The following is a 15,339-nucleotide window of genomic DNA, read 5'->3' on the forward strand; positions in this document are numbered from 1 at the left end:
GGAATTTTCAGGGTTAACCCTTGCATGCATTGGTAGTAACCCTGACAATGCAAACGTTTCAACAAAGACCAAAGGGAAAGAAATGGAACTGCTGATCATCACCCTCGCCTTCTCCGTCGTGGCCATCGTGGCCCAACTCGGCGACGTCGTCGGCACCAAGCTGGGCGCTACGGGCGCCTGATCTCACGGCGCGCCGTGGCCGAGGCAACCCGCCCGGCGCTGGCGCGATGGGCATCACGCCCGTGATGCCACCCGCATGGCGATGCCCAGGGCCGCCATGCGCAACTGAATGACCAGCCGGCCGGGTCCAGGCGACCTGGCGGCGCAACGTGCCGGCCACAGCGCCGGCACGTCCTCATCCGCACCCCCCAACCGCGACTCGAAGGCATTGACTGCGCACCGGCGAGGCCGCGCCGTGGGCGCTCGTTGCCAACATGCGGTCGGCAACACATTGAACGCAAATGCGATGTATTCGCATTTGCGTTAAAGTGCGATTGGCGCGCCAACCGGCCGCGAATCTGCCAACCGGGCGCGTGGCCCGCCATGAGATGCGTTCCTTCTTTGTCCTGCTGCACCGCTGGTTCGGGCTGGCCGCCGCGCTGTTCCTGTTCATCGCCGGCCTCACCGGTGCCGTCATCGCCTTCGACCATGAGCTGGACGCGGCACTGAACCCGCAGTTCTTCGAGGCCCGCAGCGCTGGCCCCGCCCGCCCGGCATTGGCCCTGGCCGACGCGCTGGAGGCCGCCGACCCGCGCTTGCGCGTGAGCTACCTGCCGCTGCAAGCGGAACCCGGCCACACGCTGCTGGCCATGGTGGAGCCGCGCAACCCGGCCAACGCACCGGGCTTCAACCAGGTCGCGCTGGACCCTGCCAGCGGCGAGGTGCAGGCACGCCGCCAGTGGGGTGCGCTGTCGCTGTCGCGCGAGAACCTGCTGCCCTTCCTCTACGCGCTGCACTACAGCCTGCACCTGCCGGAGTCCGGCGGCATCGCCTGGGGCATCTGGCTGATGGGGCTGATCGGCCTGGTGTGGGTGCTGGACTGCTTCGTCGCGATCTACCTGTCCTTCCCAAGCTGGCGCAGCTGGCGCAAATCCTTCGCCTTCCGCTGGCGCAAGGGCGGCCACGCGCTGAACTTCGACCTGCACCGCAGCGGCGGCGTGTGGCTGTGGCTGCTGGTGCTGGTCATCGCGCTGACCTCGGTGGCCATGAACCTGCGGCAGCAAGTCGTCGTGCCGCTGGTGTCGGCGGTGTCCCGCCTCACGCCCAGCGCCTTCGAGACACGCCAGGCCAGCGCTCAGCCGATCGCACCGCGACTCACGCGCGCCCAGGCGCTCGACGCCGCCCGCGTGCTGGCGCGCGAACGCGGCCTGGCGGCGCCGGCCGGCGGCATCTTCTATTCAGCCGACTACGGCGTCTACGGCGTGGGCTTCTTCGCACCCGGCAACGACCACGGCGACGGCGGCCTCGGCAACCCCTGGATCTATGTCGACGGCCGCGACGGCAGCCCGGCCGGCGCGCTGATCCCGGGCGAAGGCACGGCCGGCGATCTCTACCTGCAAGCCCAGTTCCCGCTGCACTCGGGCCGCATCCTGGGCCTGCCCGGCCGCATCCTCGTCTCGGCCCTGGGCCTGGCCATCGCCGGCCTGTCCGTCACCGGCGTGCTGATCTGGCTGCGCAAGGCCCGCGCCCGCCGCCGCACCGCGCCCTCCCCCGCATCTCCCGCCCTGAAAACCTCGCAAGCATGACGAACAAGACCCTTTGGATGCTCACCCCGCTGGCGCTGGCGCTGGCTGCCGGCACCACGCTGGCCCAACAGACGCCCGCCGACAACACGCTGCCCGTCGTGCGCGTGCAGGCCAAGGCGGCCGACGACGCCCGCAGCAGCAGCGGCGCCGCGCGGCTGGAGCTGTCGCTGCGCGAGACACCGCAGTCCATCACCGTCATCAGCGCAGAGCAGATCCGCGACTTCGGCCTGACCGAGATCAACAAGCTGCTGGACCTGACACCGGGCGTGCTCGTCGAGCGCGTCGAGACCGACCGCACCTATTTCAGCGCGCGCGGCTTCGACATCACCAACTTCCAGGTCGACGGCCTCGGCCTGCCGTTCGCAAACGGCGCGCAATGGGGTGCGCTGGACACCGCCGCTTTCGAGCGCGTGGAAGTGCTGCGCGGCGCCACCGGCCTGCTGGCCGGCACCGGCAACCCGTCGGCCACGGTCAACCTCATCCGCAAGCGCGCCCACGGCAAGGGCTTCGCGGCCAGCACCGCGCTGACGCTGGGCTCGTGGAACCAGCACCGCATCGAGGCCGACCTCGGCGGCAGCCTCAACGCCGACGGCACGCTGCGCGGCCGCCTCGTCGTCGCAGACGAGGACAAGGACAGCTACCTGGACCGCTACGGCCAGCACCGCAGCGTCGTCTATGGCGTGCTGGAACTGGACCTGGGTCGCAACACCCAATTGACCGCGGGCCTGAACGCGCAGCAAAGCAAGGCACGCAGCCCGATGTGGGGCGCGCTGCCGCTGGTGGACAGCACGGGCCGGCGCGTCGACTACTCGCGCAACACCAGCTCCGCGGCCGACTGGGCCTGGTGGACCAACCGCGACACCGAGGTCTTCGCCGAACTGAGCCATGACCTGGGCGACGGCTGGCAGGCCCGCGCCACCGTCTCGCGCCGCAGCCGCAGCACGCCCAGCGAGCTGTTCTACGTCTATGGCGCGCCGGACACCGGCCTCATGGCCTACCCGTCGGCGTTCGAAGGCAAATACGTGGACACGGTTGCCGACGCCTTCGTCTCCGGCCCCTTCGCGCTGGCGGGTCGCCAGCACCAGCTGACACTGGGCCTGAACGCGGGCCGACAGTCACTCGACGAGCTCTCGCTGTACGCCGCCAACATCGACGCGCCGGTGCCGGCGCTGCAGGGCTGGGACGGCAGCTTTCCCAAGCCCGCGTTCGGCGCGTCCACCAACTACTCGGACACCGCGCGCCGCCGCGAAAGCGCCTATGCCGCCGCGCAGTTCTACGTCAGCGACGCGCTCAAGGTCGTCACCGGCCTCAACGCCACACGGGTCAAGAGCAGTGGCATCAGCTACAGCGTCGATCAGACCTACAAGCACAGTGCCGTCAAACCCTATCTGGGCGCGGTGCTGGAACTGAACGAGACCTACAGCGCCTATGCCAGCTACGCCGAGGTCTTCAACCCGCAGCTCGAGGCCGACATCAACCACAAGCCACTGGACCCGCTGGAAGGCAGCAACCTGGAGGCCGGCCTGAAGGCATCGTGGCTGCAAGGCGAGCTGACCGGCAGTGCGGCGCTGTTCCGCACCCGCCAGCGCAACGTGCCTGTGGCCGCCGGCCAGCACGCGGACTTCAGCACCTACTACGAGGGCATCAGCGCCACCAGCACGGGCTACGAGCTGGAGGTGAACGGCCGCCTGACCCGGAACTGGCGGCTGGCCGGTGGCTGGACCCAGTTGCGGCTGAAGGGCAATGACGGCAGCGACGTGACCCGCTACATCCCGCGCCGTGCGCTGCGCCTGAGCTCAACCTACCAACTGCTGCCCCAACTCAAGCTTGGCGCCGCGCTGCGCTGGCAAAGCGGCATCAGCGACGCCACCGGCGCCGTGAAGCAGAAGGCCTACGGCGTGCTGGACCTGAACGGCAGCTACGAGTTCGACAAGCACTGGAGCGCCGGCCTGTCGGTCAACAACGTCAACAACGCCAACTACCTGGGCAGCCTGAAATGGGATCAGGCGTACTACGGCGCACCACGGAGCTTCAATGCGACGGTGAGCTGGAAGTACTGATCACTCCACCGTGACCGACTTGGCCAGGTTACGGGGCTTGTCCACGTCCGTGCCCCGTGCGCAGGCCGTGTGATATGCCAGCAGCTGCAGCGGCACGACGTGCAGGATGGGTGACAGCGCGCCGTAGTGTTCGGGCATGCGGATGACGTGCAGGCCCGCTTCGCTTTCGATGGCGGTGTCGCCGTCGGCGAAGACGTAGAGCTGGCCGCCGCGGGCGCGGACTTCCTGCATGTTGCTCTTCAGCTTCTCCAGCAGCGCGTCGTTGGGCGCGACGGTGACGACGGGCATCTCGGCGGTCACGAGCGCCAGCGGGCCGTGCTTGAGTTCACCGGCCGGGTAGGCCTCGGCATGGATGTAGCTGATTTCCTTCAGCTTGAGCGCGCCTTCCAAGGCGATCGGGTAGTGCAGGCCGCGGCCCAGGAACAACGCGTTCTCCTTGCGCGCGAACTCTTCGCTCCAGGCGATGACTTGCGGCTCCAGCGCCAGCACGGCCTGCACGGCGACGGGCAGGTGGCGCAGGTCCTTCAGGTGGCGGGCTTCGTCTTCCTCGCTGAGGTGGCCACGCGTCTGCGCCAGCGCCAGCGTCAGCAGGAACAGGCCCACGAGCTGGGTCGAGAAGGCCTTGGTCGACGCGACGCCGATCTCGACACCCGCGCGCGTGATGTAGGCCAGCTCGCACTCGCGCACCATCGCGCTGGTGGACACATTGCAGATGGTCAGCGTGTGCGGCATGCCCTGCGCTCGGGCGTGCTTGAGCGCGGCGATGGTGTCGGCCGTCTCGCCGCTCTGGCTGATGGTGACGACCAGCGTGCGGGGGTTGGGCACGCTGTCGCGGTAGCGGTATTCGCTGGCGATCTCGACCGAGGTCGGGATCTTGGCGACGCTCTCCAGCCAGTACTTGGCCGTGGAGCCCGAGTAGTAGCTGGTGCCGCAGGCCAGGATGAGGACGTTGTCGACCTCCTTGAAGATGCGGTAGGCGCCGTCGCCGAACAGCTCGGGGCTGATGCTGGTGATGGCCTCGAGCGTGTTGGCGATGGCCGTGGGCTGCTCGAAGATTTCCTTCTGCATGTAGTGGCGGTACGGGCCCAGCTCGGCGGCGCCGCTGTGGGCGTGCACGGTCTTCACCTCGCGCTGCACGGACACGTAGCGGCCCGTCGTCGTGTCGAGCCGGCTGAGCCAGTAGCGGCCCAGTTGCAGGTCGACGACGTCGCCCTCTTCCAGGTAGACGATCTGGTTGGTCACGCCGGCCAGCGCCATGGCGTCCGACGCCACAAAGTTCTCCTGCTCGCCCACGCCCAGCACCAGCGGCGAGCCCTCGCGCGCGGCGACCACGCGGTGCGGCTCGTCGCGGCAGAACACCGCCACGGCGTAGGCGCCCTTCAGGCGCGGCAGAGCCTGCTGCACGGCGTCCAGCAGGTCGCCGCTGTAGAGGTGGTCGATCAGGTGGGCGATGACCTCGGTGTCGGTCTGGCTCGCGAAGTGATAGCCGCGCGCCTTCAGTTCGGCGCGCAGCTCGTCGTGGTTCTCGATGATGCCGTTGTGCACGAGGGCGATGCGGCCGACGCCGTCGCCGCTCGCGCTCGGGCCGACCGAAAAGTGCGGGTGCGCGTTGTGCACGGCCGGTGCGCCATGCGTGGCCCAACGGGTGTGGGCGATGCCGGTACCGGCGGAGATGCCATCCTGGTCGGCCTGGTGCTGCAGCTCGGCCACGCGCGACGTGCTGCGCGCACGACGCAGACCGCCGTCCTGGTGCACGGCCACGCCGCAGGAGTCATAGCCGCGGTATTCCAGGCGCTTCAGGCCTTCGACGAGGATGGGAACGATGTTGCGCTGACTGACCGCGCCGACGATGCCGCACATGGATGACTCTCCGTTCTAGGGATGGGGCGCATCCTAGGCAAGCCAAATCGGTATATGCATGCGAAATTCATCGAAATATGAATGAAAATTTCCATCCGCATTGTTTGTGAAATTTCCATTCAAAACATAAACATGTATGAATGAATTTGACGCCATCGACCTCCGGCTGCTCGACGTGCTGCAGACGGACGCCTCCCTGAGCAACCAGGACCTGGCGGCCCGCGTGGCCGTGTCGCCGGCCACCTGCCTGCGCCGCGTGAAGCGCCTGGTCGACGCCGGTGTCATCGAGCGCCGCGTCGCGCTGCTGTCGCCGGACCGGCTCGGTGCGGGCCTGTCGGCGCTGCTGGAGATCACGCTGGACCGCCAGGGCGCCGAGCACCTGGACGCCTTCGAGGCCCGCGCCGTGCAGGAGGCCGCCGTGCAGCAATGCTGGCGGGTGTCGCCGGGGCCGGACTTCGTGCTGGTCGTGCAGGTGGCGGACATGCCGGCCTATCACGCGCTGACGCAACGCCTGCTGACCCAGGACGCCAACGTGCGCAACATCAAGGCCTTCTTCAGCGTGAAGCGGGCCAAGTTCGACACGCGCATCGCGCTGCCTGCAGCGCCGGGCTGAACCTAGCGTCGCAGGATGCCCAGGCCCTTGAGGTAGTCGCCTTCCGGGAAGCACACCGTCTGCGGGTGGTCGGCCGCGGCCGACAGGCGTTCGACGATGTAGCCGTCGACACCTGCGTCCAGCCCCGCACCGGCGACGATCTTGTGGAAGAGGTCGGGCGGGATGCCGCCCGAGCACGAGAAGGTGTACAGCAGGCCGCCGTCGTTCAGCAGCATGAAGGCCAGCCGGTTGATGTCCTTGTAGGCCCGCGCAGCGCGTTCGGCGTGGGCGGCCGTGGGCGCGAACTTCGGCGGGTCCAGCACGATGGCGTCGAAGCGCCGGCCTTCCTGCAAGCAGCGGCGCAAGATCGCATTCACGTCGGCATCCCAGGCCTCGTGGCGGCCGGCGTCAAAACCGTTCAGTTCGACATGCGCCCTGGCACGCGCCAGCGCGGGGCCGGAGGAGTCCACGCTGATGACCTGGCTCGCGCCGCCCGCCAGCGCGGCGACCGAGAAGCCGCCCGTGTAGCTGAAGCAGTTCAGCACGCTCTTCACACCGTACTGCCGCACCGCATCGGCAAAGCGGCGGCGGCTGTCGCGCTGGTCCAGGTAGTAGCCGGTCTTGTGGCCCTCGGCGACGTCCAGCGTCAGCTGCCAGTCGTGCTCGCGGATGGTCAGCGCGGTCTCGCCCTCACCCCTCAGCCAGCCGGTCTGCACGGGCAGGCCTTCCCATTCGCGCGCCTGCGCATCGGAGCGCTCGTACAGCCGCGTCAGGCCGGTCGCGGCCAGCAGCGCGTCGGCAATCGGCGCCTTCCAGCGCTCGGCACCGGCGCCGCCAAACTGCGCCACCAGCGTGTCGCCGTAGCGGTCCACGATCAGGCCCGGCAGGCCGTCGGCCTCGCCGTGGATCAGGCGCCAGGCATCAGACGCGATCGCCAGCCGCGCGCGCATCGCGATGGCTTGCACGATGCGGCGCTGGAAGAAGGCCGCGTCGATGCGCTCCGCCTCGTTGAAGCTCCAGGCGCGCAGGCGGATCTGCGACTGCGGGCTGAACGCCGCCCAGCACAGGAAGGCGCCGTCGGCCGACTCCACACGCACCGTCTCGCCCGAGTCGCCACCGCCGCGGGCGATGGAGCTTTCGAACACCCACGGGTGGCGCTTGACGAGCGAGCGCTCCTTGCCGGCACGCAGCGTGATCTTCTTCATCGCTGCAGCGTACCGAACGCGTAGCTGAGCTGCAGGTGCGTCAGCGGCGTGGACTGGTCATGGCCGCGGATGGTGCGGAACTGGCCCACGCCGGCGCGCAGCCGCAGCCGCTCGCTGACGGCCCATTGCGCCCAGGCCTCGGCCTGCGTCACCGCGCCACCACCCACCTTCACGCCACCGCCGCCGGCCGCGCCGACCAGCACCTCGGCGCCGACGCGCAAGGACCCCCACAGCGGGTCGCTCTGCACGCCCAGGCCGAACAGGCCGAAGGAATAAGCACCCGCGCTGCCCGCCGCGGCACTGCCCGCCTGGGCCGTGCCGTACAGGCGCGGCGAGAACTCGCGCGACATGTTGACAGCCAGGTGGCTGACGGCCTCCTGGCGACCGTCCTTGAAGCGCACGCGCGGCAGGTGCATGACGCTGGCGCCCAGTTGCTGCACACGCACCGTGCCGCCGGGGTCGTCGCCGATCAGCGTCGGCGTGCGGTCCAGCGGCATGGCCAGCACGGCGCGCAGATAGTTCGCGCTGTAGGCGCCGCTGGGCGCATGGGTAATACCGGCGTCCACACGCACGGTCGGCCCCCACGGCGTGATCCAGCGCAGCGTGGGCCCCGCGCGCAGCAGCCAGCCGTTGCCGCTGTCGATGCTGCCGCCGCCGCCCAGGCCCGCGCCCAGTTGTCCGCCCACCCGCAAGCGCGGCGTGCCGAACAGCGCCCAGTCCTGGCCGATCTGGCCCAGCACTTCCATGTAGCCGTCGGCGCCGCCCTTGGCCGCGCCGGAGGCTTCCACGCCCCACCAGCTGCCGTCGGCGATGTACTGGCGCAGCTCCGCACCGGCCTTGCCGACCTTGGCCGTGCGCGGGTTGCCGCCACGGTCACGCGTGGAAGCACGGGGTTTCTCCATGCCGCCCGTCAGCGCAATCTCGTCGAAGCCCAGGCCCGTGCGGCGACCGGCGCGGGCCGGCTTGCCGGCGTCGTCGGGCGAGAAGCTCGCAAAGTCCATCGACCGGCCGACCGTGAAGGCCAGGCCCACGCCGCTCTTCACGTTGCCGCTCGGGAAACGGATCTGCGAGATGCCCACACCCGTGTACCAGGCGCCGTTCTCGGTGCGCAGCGACAGCTCGGGCCGCAGCATCAGGCCGCCGCCAAAGCGCAGCTGCTGGCTGGACAGGCCGCCACCCGCGCCCACATAAAGGCTGGCCGCCAGGTGCGTGTTGCTGGACAGGCGCCAGCGACGCTGGCCCGTGAAGCCGACCGTGAAGATGCCGCCGTAGTCACCCTTGGCCGCGCCGTAGAAGCCGGGGCCGAAACCCCAGTCGTCGTCCAGCGCCATCATGTAGCTCAGCGACGCGAAGGCCGTGCGACCGCCGTCGGGCATCTTCATGCGCGTCCAGTTGCCCTCGACCGCGGCGGGGCGCACGGTGTTCACGCGGGCGAACGGGACGTCATCGGGGGTGGCCAGCGCGCAGGCCGGCAGCAGGGCCAGCAGCGTGGCGATTCGAACGGTCATTTCTTGGCGCGGGGGTGAGCCGCGTCGTAAATCCTGGCCAGGTGTTGATGGTCCAGTTGCGTGTAGACCTGCGTGGTCGTGATGTGGGCGTGGCCCAGCAGCTCCTGCACCGCGCGCAGGTCGCCGCTGGATTGCAGCAGGTGGGACGCGAAGCTGTGGCGCAGCATGTGCGGATGGACATGGGCCGGCGTGCCAGCGGCGACGGCGCGCGCCGACAGCATCACGCGCAGCGTGGAGCCGGCCACGCGGCGGCCGCGTGCGCCGACGAACAATGCCGGTTCACCCGCCACGGCGAGCTGCGGGCGCACGACCAGCCAGGCCTGCAGCGCCTCGGCCGCTGCCCTGCCCAGCGGCGTGCTGCGGCGCTTGCCGCCCTTGCCTAGCACATGCACTTCGCTGGACTGCAGGTCGACCCAGCCGGCCGCCTGGCCGCTGGCCTGCACGTCCAGCCCGATCAACTCGGCCGCGCGCAGGCCGGCGCCGTACAGCAGCTCGACCATCGCGCGGTCGCGCGCCTCAAGCCGCGAATCGGCCACGTCATCCGGCGTGTAGCTGGCCAGTTGCACGGCGTCGTCCACCCCCAGCGCCTTGGGCAAGGGCTTGGGCGCCTTGGGCGCACGCAGCCCGTCGAAGGGGTTCAGCGCGACCCGGCCCTGCAGACCCAGCCAGCGGTAGGCGCTGCGCCAGACCGACAGCAGCAGCGCAATGGACTTGGGCGCCAGGCCCTCGCGATGCAGCAGCGCCGCCAGGCGCCGCGCCTGGGCAATGCTCAGCGTGCGTGCGTCGATGGTGGCTTCCGCCAGCATGGCCTGCAGGCGTTCGAGGCCGTCCGTGTAGATGCGCAGTGTGCGCGGACTCAGGCGTTGCTGCACGCGGGCGTGCTGCAAGAACTCCTGGTAGTCCGCGATCAGTCGAGGCCCCTCGGCCGCCGAGGGGACGTCAGGCCGGCTTGGGGCGGCCCGGCGCTCGGCCTGTTCACTCATGCAGCGAGCAAACCCGCCAGGCCAGCGCTGGCGATCTCGCCCACACGGGTCAGGAAGTCCGTGCCCATCTCGGCCGTGTAGCGCGTCGGGTCCGGCGAGCCCAGCACCAGCAGGCCGAAGGGCTTGCCCTCGTTGGCATTGGGCTGGCACAGCGGGATCAGCGCCAGCGACGTCGCCGTGCCGCCGCTCTCGCTCAGCCCCAGCCAGCGCGCCGCCTCGAAGCCCGAGTTCACGCCGCAATAGGGCTGGCTCAGGCTGGACGCGAAGCTCTTCACGTCCGGGCTGACGGAGGCCGCGTACTCGGCCGCCTCATGCTCGGCCGCCACGCCCCACAGGCGCACGCTGGCCTGCGGGATCATGAACTGGTGGCGCAGCTCGCTCAGCAGCACCTCCGGCAGCGTCGCGGGCGTGCCGGCGGCGCGCATGACGGCCAGCGTCCAGCGGTGCAGGCGGTCGGCGATGGCCACGTTGTCCTGGCCGTTGCGGATCATGTCGATGACGCGCAGCTCCAGGCCCTTGATCTTGTCGCGCAGCATCTCCGCCTGGCGCTCCTGCAGCGACACGGCGCGCGCGCCATGCGGGTGCTGCAACTGCACGCTGGCCAGCAGCGCCGAGTGACGCTCGAAGAAACCGGGGGTGGCCGCCAGGTAGTTGGCGATGTCGGTTTCGGTGATGCCTTGCACCGCGTCAGCGGCCGGGTTGGAACTCACAGTTCGATTTCTCCATCAAAAACTTTCACGGCCGGGCCCGTCATCATGACCGGACTCTGGCCACCGGCCCATTCGATCTTCAGCAGGCCGCCGCGGGTCTGCACCTCGACGGCGGCGTCCAGCCAGCCCGCGCGGATGCCCGCGACGACGGCCGCGCAGGCGCCCGTGCCGCAGGCCAGCGTCTCGCCGGCATCGCGCTCGAACACGCGCAGCGCGATGCGGTCGCGCGCCAGGATCTGCATGAAACCGGCATTCACGCCCTTGGCAAAGCGCGCATGGCGCTCGATGCGCGGGCCCTGCGTCAGCACCGGCGCGGTCTCGACATCGTCGACACGCTGCACCGCATGCGGGTTGCCCATGGACAGCACGGCCAACTCAACGCCATCCACCGGCCACAGCTCAAAGCCGTTCTCCAGCCGGGGCTGAAGCCCGCTCGCATCGAAAGGCAGGGCCGCGTGTTCGAACACGGGCGCGCCCATGTTCACCGTCACGCGGCCGTCATCCTGCAGCGTCAGCGCCAGGCGACGGTTCATGGTGTCGACCTGGATCTCGCGCTTGGCCGTCAGGCCCGCATCGACGACGAAGCGCACGAAGCAGCGCGAGCCATTGCCGCAGTGCTCCACCTCGTCGCCGGTGTTGTTGAAGATGCGGTAGCGGAAGTCCGCGCCGGCATCCTGGCTGGGCTCGATGACCAGGATCTGGTCGCAGCCGACGCCGAAGCGCCGATCACCCAGCAGGCGCATCTGCGCCTTCGTCAGCGCGAACGGCTCCCGGGTGGCATCGATGACGACGAAGTCATTGCCCGCGCCGTGCATCTTGGTGAAGCGCAATCTCATGCGCCGATTATCGCAAGGCGCTCTCTATGGCCGCGGCGAGCTGCGCCTCGCCCCCTTCGCCCTCATGGCGGTAGACGATGCGGCCCTCGCCATCGATGAGCCAGGCGGCCGGCCAGTAGCGGTTGCCGAAGGCCTGCCAGACGCGGTACTCGTTGTCCTGCACGACCGGGTAGTGCAGCCCCAGCCGCCTGACCGCGGCCTGCACGCCGTCCAGCGGCCGCTCATGCGCGAACTCGGGCGTGTGCACACCGATGACGACCAGGCCGCGCGACCCAAAGCGCTGGTGCAGCCGCTCGATGACGGGCACGCTGCGCAGGCAGTTCACGCAGTCCCAGGTCCAGAAGTCGACCAGCACCGGCCGGCCGCGCAGCGCCTGCAGCGTCAGCGGCGGGCTGTTGAGCCAGGCGCCCGTGCCGGCCAGCTCGGGCGCGGGCCTGCCGACGACCTGGTTCTGGGCCGACGCCGACGGACCCGTCAGCGCCGTCAGCCCCGCCACCCAGGCCGAACTGACATCCGCCAGGCTGGCGCCCGCCAAGGTCATGACCAGCACGCCCAGCGCCCGGCGCAGCGGGCCGGACCATTGCCGCAGCCGCTGTGCGATGCGCTGGCCGCCATGGGCCACGGCCAGCATGGGGCCGCCGGCCCCCAGCGCGTAGGCCACCAGCAGCGCCGCGCCCTGCTGCCGGTCGGCCGCGCTGGCGACCAGCGCCAGGATGCTGGCCAGCGCCGGGCCGGCGCAAGGCGTCCACAGCGCACCCAGGCTCGCGCCCAGCGCCAGCGCACCGAGCCGCCCACCGCCGTGGCCGAAGCGCTGCGTCCAGTCGGCCACGCGGCCCAGCGGCCGGGCCAGCCGCTCCCAGCCGGCCGGCCAGACCAGCAGCAGGCCGAAAGCCAGCAACAGCAGCGCCGCGCCATCGCGCAGCGCGCCGGCCGACAGGCCCAGCGCGCTTGCAGACGCCCCGAAGGCCAACGCCAGCGCACTGAAGGACGCGGTGAAGCCCAGCACGATGAGCAGCGGTCGCCACGGGTCCGTCCGACCCCAGCCGCTGCCCAGCAGCGCCGGCAGCAGCGGCAGCACGCAAGGGCTGGCGACGGTGGCCAGGCCGGCGCCGAAGGCGGCCGTCAACGGCAGCACCGCGCTCATCGCTGCGCCTGCGCGCCCGGCACGCGTTGCCAGACCTGCGTCTTGCCGAACAGCGGCAGGCCGACATAGGCGCGCAGCCTCAGCTCGCCAGCCGGGCCGAGCGACATCAGGCAGTCATAGGTCTTGCCGTTCTCGCGGTTGAAGATGCGGCCGCGCCATTCGGTCGTCACACGCCCGCCTTCGGGCGTCGCGTCGCTGGCCGACGGCAGGAAGTCTTTCAGGATGCCCATGCCCTCGTGTGCCGGCTGCGCGTCCGCTGCCATGGCGTCGCCGGGCCGGCTCATCGACTGGTTGGCGATGACGCGCGCCACCTTGCCGCACAGCGCCGCGCCGCAGGGCTCGATGCGCACCTCCAGGTTGCCGCTGGTGGTCAACCAGAGGCCGCGCGGGTCGGCCTGTGCCGCGCCGGCGGCCAGCAGGGCGGCGATGAAGAGAAGAGCGGTTCGCATGACGGGCACCTCGTTCAAGTGGAAGGAGGCGCCATTGCAGGGCGTGGCGGTATCGCGGCAATGTCGATGTGTCGCCGCCAGACACGTGCCCGCCGCGCAGACAAAGAGCGATACAAAACGCCCGACCGCCTGGGCTATCGTGGCCGCCATGCAAGACCGGCCCGATGTGCGCCCCGACCACCTGCTGCTGGTGGATGACGACCGCCAGCTGCTCGCGCTGCTGGCCGACTACCTGCGCGCCGCCGGCTACCGCGTCAGCACCGCCACCCAGGGCCGCGAGATGCGCGCCGTGCTGGCGACGCAGACCATCGACCTCGTCGTGCTGGACCTGATGCTGCCCGGCGAAGACGGGCTGAGCCTGTGCCGCGAGCTGCGCGGCCGCGAGGTCGAGCCGCTGCCCATCCTGATGCTGACCGCGCGCAGCGACGAGGCCGACCGCGTGCTGGGCCTGGAGATGGGCGCCGACGACTACCTCGCCAAGCCGTTCGCCACGCGCGAGCTGCTGGCGCGCATCCGCGCCGTGCTGCGCCGCACCCGCCAGCTGCCACCGCGGCTGAGCCCGCTGCACCAGGCACGACGTCTGGGCTTCAACGACTGGGTGCTGGACACGACCGGCCGCCACCTGCTGGACCCCGCCGGCACGCTGGTGCCGCTGACCGGCGGCGAGTACCGGCTGCTGCGCACACTGCTGGACCACCCGCAGCGCGTGCTCAGCCGCGATCAGTTGCTGAACCTGACCCAGGGCCGCGATGCCGACCTCTTCGACCGCTCCATCGACCTGCTCGTCAGCCGCCTGCGCCGCCGCCTGCGCGACGACGCCAAGGAAGCCCGGCTGCTGAAGACCGTGCGCAACGAAGGCTACGTGTTCTGCGCGGCCGTCGAAGCCTTGACGCCGTGAGCCTGGCCAGCCGCATCGCCGGCCTGCTCCTCATCGGCCTGCTGCTGGCCTACGGCCTGGCCAGCCTGGCCTGGCTGGCCGAGCGCGGCGACGCGATGGGCCGGCTGATGCGAGCCTATCTGGGCCGCGACGTGGCCACGGCCGTCGCCGTGCTGGACCACCTGCCCGCCGCCGAGCGCGCGGCCTGGCTGCCCAGGCTGGCGCGGCCCAACTACCACTACGAGCTGGCGTCACCGGCCGAGGCGCTCGCACCTGACGAGCTGGCCGCCGGCCTCGCGCAGGCGCTGGCCGAAGAGGTCGGCGCCGCTCGGCTGGTCGCGTCCGGTACGCGGCCCGACGGCGAGCTGGTCTTCGCGCTGGCGCTGGCCGACGGCAGCGCGCTGGCACTGCACGTGCAGCCGCCCAGGCTGACGCTGGCCGGCACGACGCTGGCCCTGCTGGCCGCGCAGATCGCCGTGCTGGCCTTGTGCGGCGCGGCGGCCGTGCGCCTGGCCACACGGCCGCTGCGCCGCCTGGCCGACGCCGCCGACGACCTGGGCGTGGACCTGGCCGCCACGCCGCTGCGCGAAGACGGCCCGCGCGAGGTGGCGTCCGCGGCGCGTGCCTTCAACGCGATGCAGGCGCGCATCCAGGCGCACCTGCGCGAGCGCGCCCACATCCTCGCCGCCGTCACGCACGACCTGCAGACGCCGCTGACGCGCATGCGCCTGCGCAGCGAGCTGCTCGCCGATGGCGAGGCGCGCGACAAGCTGCTGGCCGACATCGCCGAGATGCAAGGCCTGGTCGCCGAGGGCCTGCACTACGCGGCCAGCGCGCACGCGGCCGAGGAGGCACCCCAGGCAGTGGACCTCGTCGCGCTGCTGGACGGCCTGGTCTGCGACGGCCAGGACGCGGGCCAGCGAGTCAGCCTCGATGCGCCGAGTGCGCTTGCGCCCGTCACCACGCGGCCGCGCGCGCTGCGCCGCATCGTCGGCAACCTGATCGACAACGCGGTCAAGTTCGCCGGCGCGGCGCAGGTCGTCGTCACGCCGGTCGACGGTGCACTTCAGATCGCCGTGCTGGACCGCGGACCGGGCATCCCGGCCGATCAACTGCAGGCCGCGCTGCAGCCCTTCGTGCGCCTGGAGGCGTCGCGCAACCGCACCAGCGGCGGCACCGGCCTGGGCCTGGCGATCGCGCTGCGCCTCGCGCAGGCGCTGGGTGCGACGCTGGAACTGCTGCCGCGCGAAGGCGACGGCCTGGAGGCCCGGCTGAGCCTGCCGGCACCGCGCCGACCTGCATCTTGATGAAGCCCGCGTTCATGGGGAGGGCTCGCGCCGCCACGCGCTCGCAGAATCGGCGCGAGCCTG

The 15,339-nt window shown here is 70.7% G+C and carries 13 protein-coding genes; 5 read left to right on the top strand and 8 right to left on the bottom strand.

All coding sequences use genetic code 11. The features are described 5' to 3' along the window. Positions 1–548: 548 nt before the first annotated feature. Both AC1D29_RS12705 and AC1D29_RS12710 read left to right on the top strand, forming a co-directional pair. On the top strand, positions 549–1,745 hold the full coding sequence (locus AC1D29_RS12705) for a PepSY-associated TM helix domain-containing protein (RefSeq protein WP_477897792.1): 1,197 nt from the start codon (positions 549–551) through the stop codon (positions 1,743–1,745). Beyond that, a complete protein-coding gene (locus tag AC1D29_RS12710) occupies positions 1,742–3,805 on the top strand; it encodes a TonB-dependent siderophore receptor (RefSeq protein ID WP_477897794.1) in 2,064 nt (687 codons plus the stop codon). The genes AC1D29_RS12705 and AC1D29_RS12710 overlap by 4 nt, the downstream gene beginning before the upstream one ends. On the opposite strand, the gene glmS is transcribed toward AC1D29_RS12710, so the two are convergent. Continuing rightward, positions 3,806–5,665, bottom strand: coding sequence for a glutamine--fructose-6-phosphate transaminase (isomerizing) (glmS, locus tag AC1D29_RS12715; protein ID WP_477897796.1), 1,860 nt, complete (start codon positions 5,663–5,665; stop codon positions 3,806–3,808). A gap of 136 nt (positions 5,666–5,801) precedes the next feature. On the opposite strand from glmS, the gene AC1D29_RS12720 reads away from it, so the two are divergent. After that, the gene (locus AC1D29_RS12720; RefSeq protein ID WP_477897798.1) at positions 5,802–6,278 is read left to right on the top strand and encodes an Lrp/AsnC family transcriptional regulator; all 477 of its coding nucleotides are present in this window, start codon (positions 5,802–5,804) and stop codon (positions 6,276–6,278) included. A gap of 2 nt (positions 6,279–6,280) precedes the next feature. Here AC1D29_RS12720 and AC1D29_RS12725 read toward each other — a convergent pair whose 3' ends face one another. From AC1D29_RS12725 to AC1D29_RS12755, 7 genes are all read right to left on the bottom strand, one after another. Beyond that, positions 6,281–7,462, bottom strand: a complete 1,182-nt coding sequence (locus AC1D29_RS12725) for a class I SAM-dependent rRNA methyltransferase (protein ID WP_477897800.1) — start codon at positions 7,460–7,462, stop codon at positions 6,281–6,283. Next, positions 7,459–8,970, bottom strand: coding sequence for a hypothetical protein (locus AC1D29_RS12730; protein ID WP_477897802.1), 1,512 nt, complete (start codon positions 8,968–8,970; stop codon positions 7,459–7,461). The genes AC1D29_RS12725 and AC1D29_RS12730 overlap by 4 nt, the downstream gene beginning before the upstream one ends. Continuing rightward, complete coding sequence (locus tag AC1D29_RS12735) at positions 8,967–9,857, bottom strand: tyrosine-type recombinase/integrase (RefSeq protein ID WP_477897804.1); 891 nt, start codon at positions 9,855–9,857, stop codon at positions 8,967–8,969. The genes AC1D29_RS12730 and AC1D29_RS12735 overlap by 4 nt, the downstream gene beginning before the upstream one ends. A gap of 92 nt (positions 9,858–9,949) precedes the next feature. Then, positions 9,950–10,663 (bottom strand): DUF484 family protein, encoded by a 714-nt coding sequence (locus AC1D29_RS12740; RefSeq protein WP_477897806.1) that lies wholly within the window; start codon positions 10,661–10,663, stop codon positions 9,950–9,952. Continuing rightward, entirely contained in the window at positions 10,660–11,499 is an 840-nt protein-coding gene (dapF, locus tag AC1D29_RS12745) for a diaminopimelate epimerase (RefSeq protein ID WP_477897808.1), read from the bottom strand. The genes AC1D29_RS12740 and dapF overlap by 4 nt, the downstream gene beginning before the upstream one ends. A gap of 7 nt (positions 11,500–11,506) precedes the next feature. Then, the gene (locus AC1D29_RS12750) at positions 11,507–12,643 is read right to left on the bottom strand and encodes a cytochrome c biogenesis protein/redoxin (protein ID WP_477897810.1); all 1,137 of its coding nucleotides are present in this window, start codon (positions 12,641–12,643) and stop codon (positions 11,507–11,509) included. After that, positions 12,640–13,092 carry a DUF2147 domain-containing protein gene (locus AC1D29_RS12755; protein ID WP_477897812.1) on the bottom strand — a complete coding sequence of 151 codons (453 nt, stop codon included), beginning with the start codon at positions 13,090–13,092 and terminating at the stop codon, positions 12,640–12,642. The genes AC1D29_RS12750 and AC1D29_RS12755 overlap by 4 nt, the downstream gene beginning before the upstream one ends. A gap of 148 nt (positions 13,093–13,240) precedes the next feature. On the opposite strand from AC1D29_RS12755, the gene AC1D29_RS12760 reads away from it, so the two are divergent. After that, positions 13,241–13,990, top strand: coding sequence for a response regulator (locus AC1D29_RS12760; protein ID WP_477897814.1), 750 nt, complete (start codon positions 13,241–13,243; stop codon positions 13,988–13,990). Further along, entirely contained in the window at positions 13,987–15,276 is a 1,290-nt protein-coding gene (locus AC1D29_RS12765) for an ATP-binding protein (RefSeq protein ID WP_477897816.1), read from the top strand. The genes AC1D29_RS12760 and AC1D29_RS12765 overlap by 4 nt, the downstream gene beginning before the upstream one ends. Positions 15,277–15,339: the final 63 nt, after the last annotated feature.

The sequence above is a fragment of the Roseateles sp. P1_C6 genome (assembly GCF_056406315.1).

What these genes read in the sequence shown, in the direction of transcription:
- AC1D29_RS12760 (WP_477897814.1), top strand. Translation starts at nt 13,241, where the DNA reads ATGCAAGACCGGCCCGATGTGCGCCCCGACCACCTGCTGCTGGTGGAT.
- AC1D29_RS12710 (WP_477897794.1), top strand. Translation starts at nt 1,742, where the DNA reads ATGACGAACAAGACCCTTTGGATGCTCACCCCGCTGGCGCTGGCGCTG.
- glmS (WP_477897796.1), bottom strand. Translation starts at nt 5,665, where the DNA reads ATGTGCGGCATCGTCGGCGCGGTCAGTCAGCGCAACATCGTTCCCATC.
- AC1D29_RS12705 (WP_477897792.1), top strand. Translation starts at nt 549, where the DNA reads ATGCGTTCCTTCTTTGTCCTGCTGCACCGCTGGTTCGGGCTGGCCGCC.
- AC1D29_RS12750 (WP_477897810.1), bottom strand. Translation starts at nt 12,643, where the DNA reads ATGAGCGCGGTGCTGCCGTTGACGGCCGCCTTCGGCGCCGGCCTGGCC.
- dapF (WP_477897808.1), bottom strand. Translation starts at nt 11,499, where the DNA reads ATGAGATTGCGCTTCACCAAGATGCACGGCGCGGGCAATGACTTCGTC.
- AC1D29_RS12720 (WP_477897798.1), top strand. Translation starts at nt 5,802, where the DNA reads ATGAATGAATTTGACGCCATCGACCTCCGGCTGCTCGACGTGCTGCAG.
- AC1D29_RS12725 (WP_477897800.1), bottom strand. Translation starts at nt 7,462, where the DNA reads ATGAAGAAGATCACGCTGCGTGCCGGCAAGGAGCGCTCGCTCGTCAAG.
- AC1D29_RS12730 (WP_477897802.1), bottom strand. Translation starts at nt 8,970, where the DNA reads ATGACCGTTCGAATCGCCACGCTGCTGGCCCTGCTGCCGGCCTGCGCG.
- AC1D29_RS12755 (WP_477897812.1), bottom strand. Translation starts at nt 13,092, where the DNA reads ATGCGAACCGCTCTTCTCTTCATCGCCGCCCTGCTGGCCGCCGGCGCG.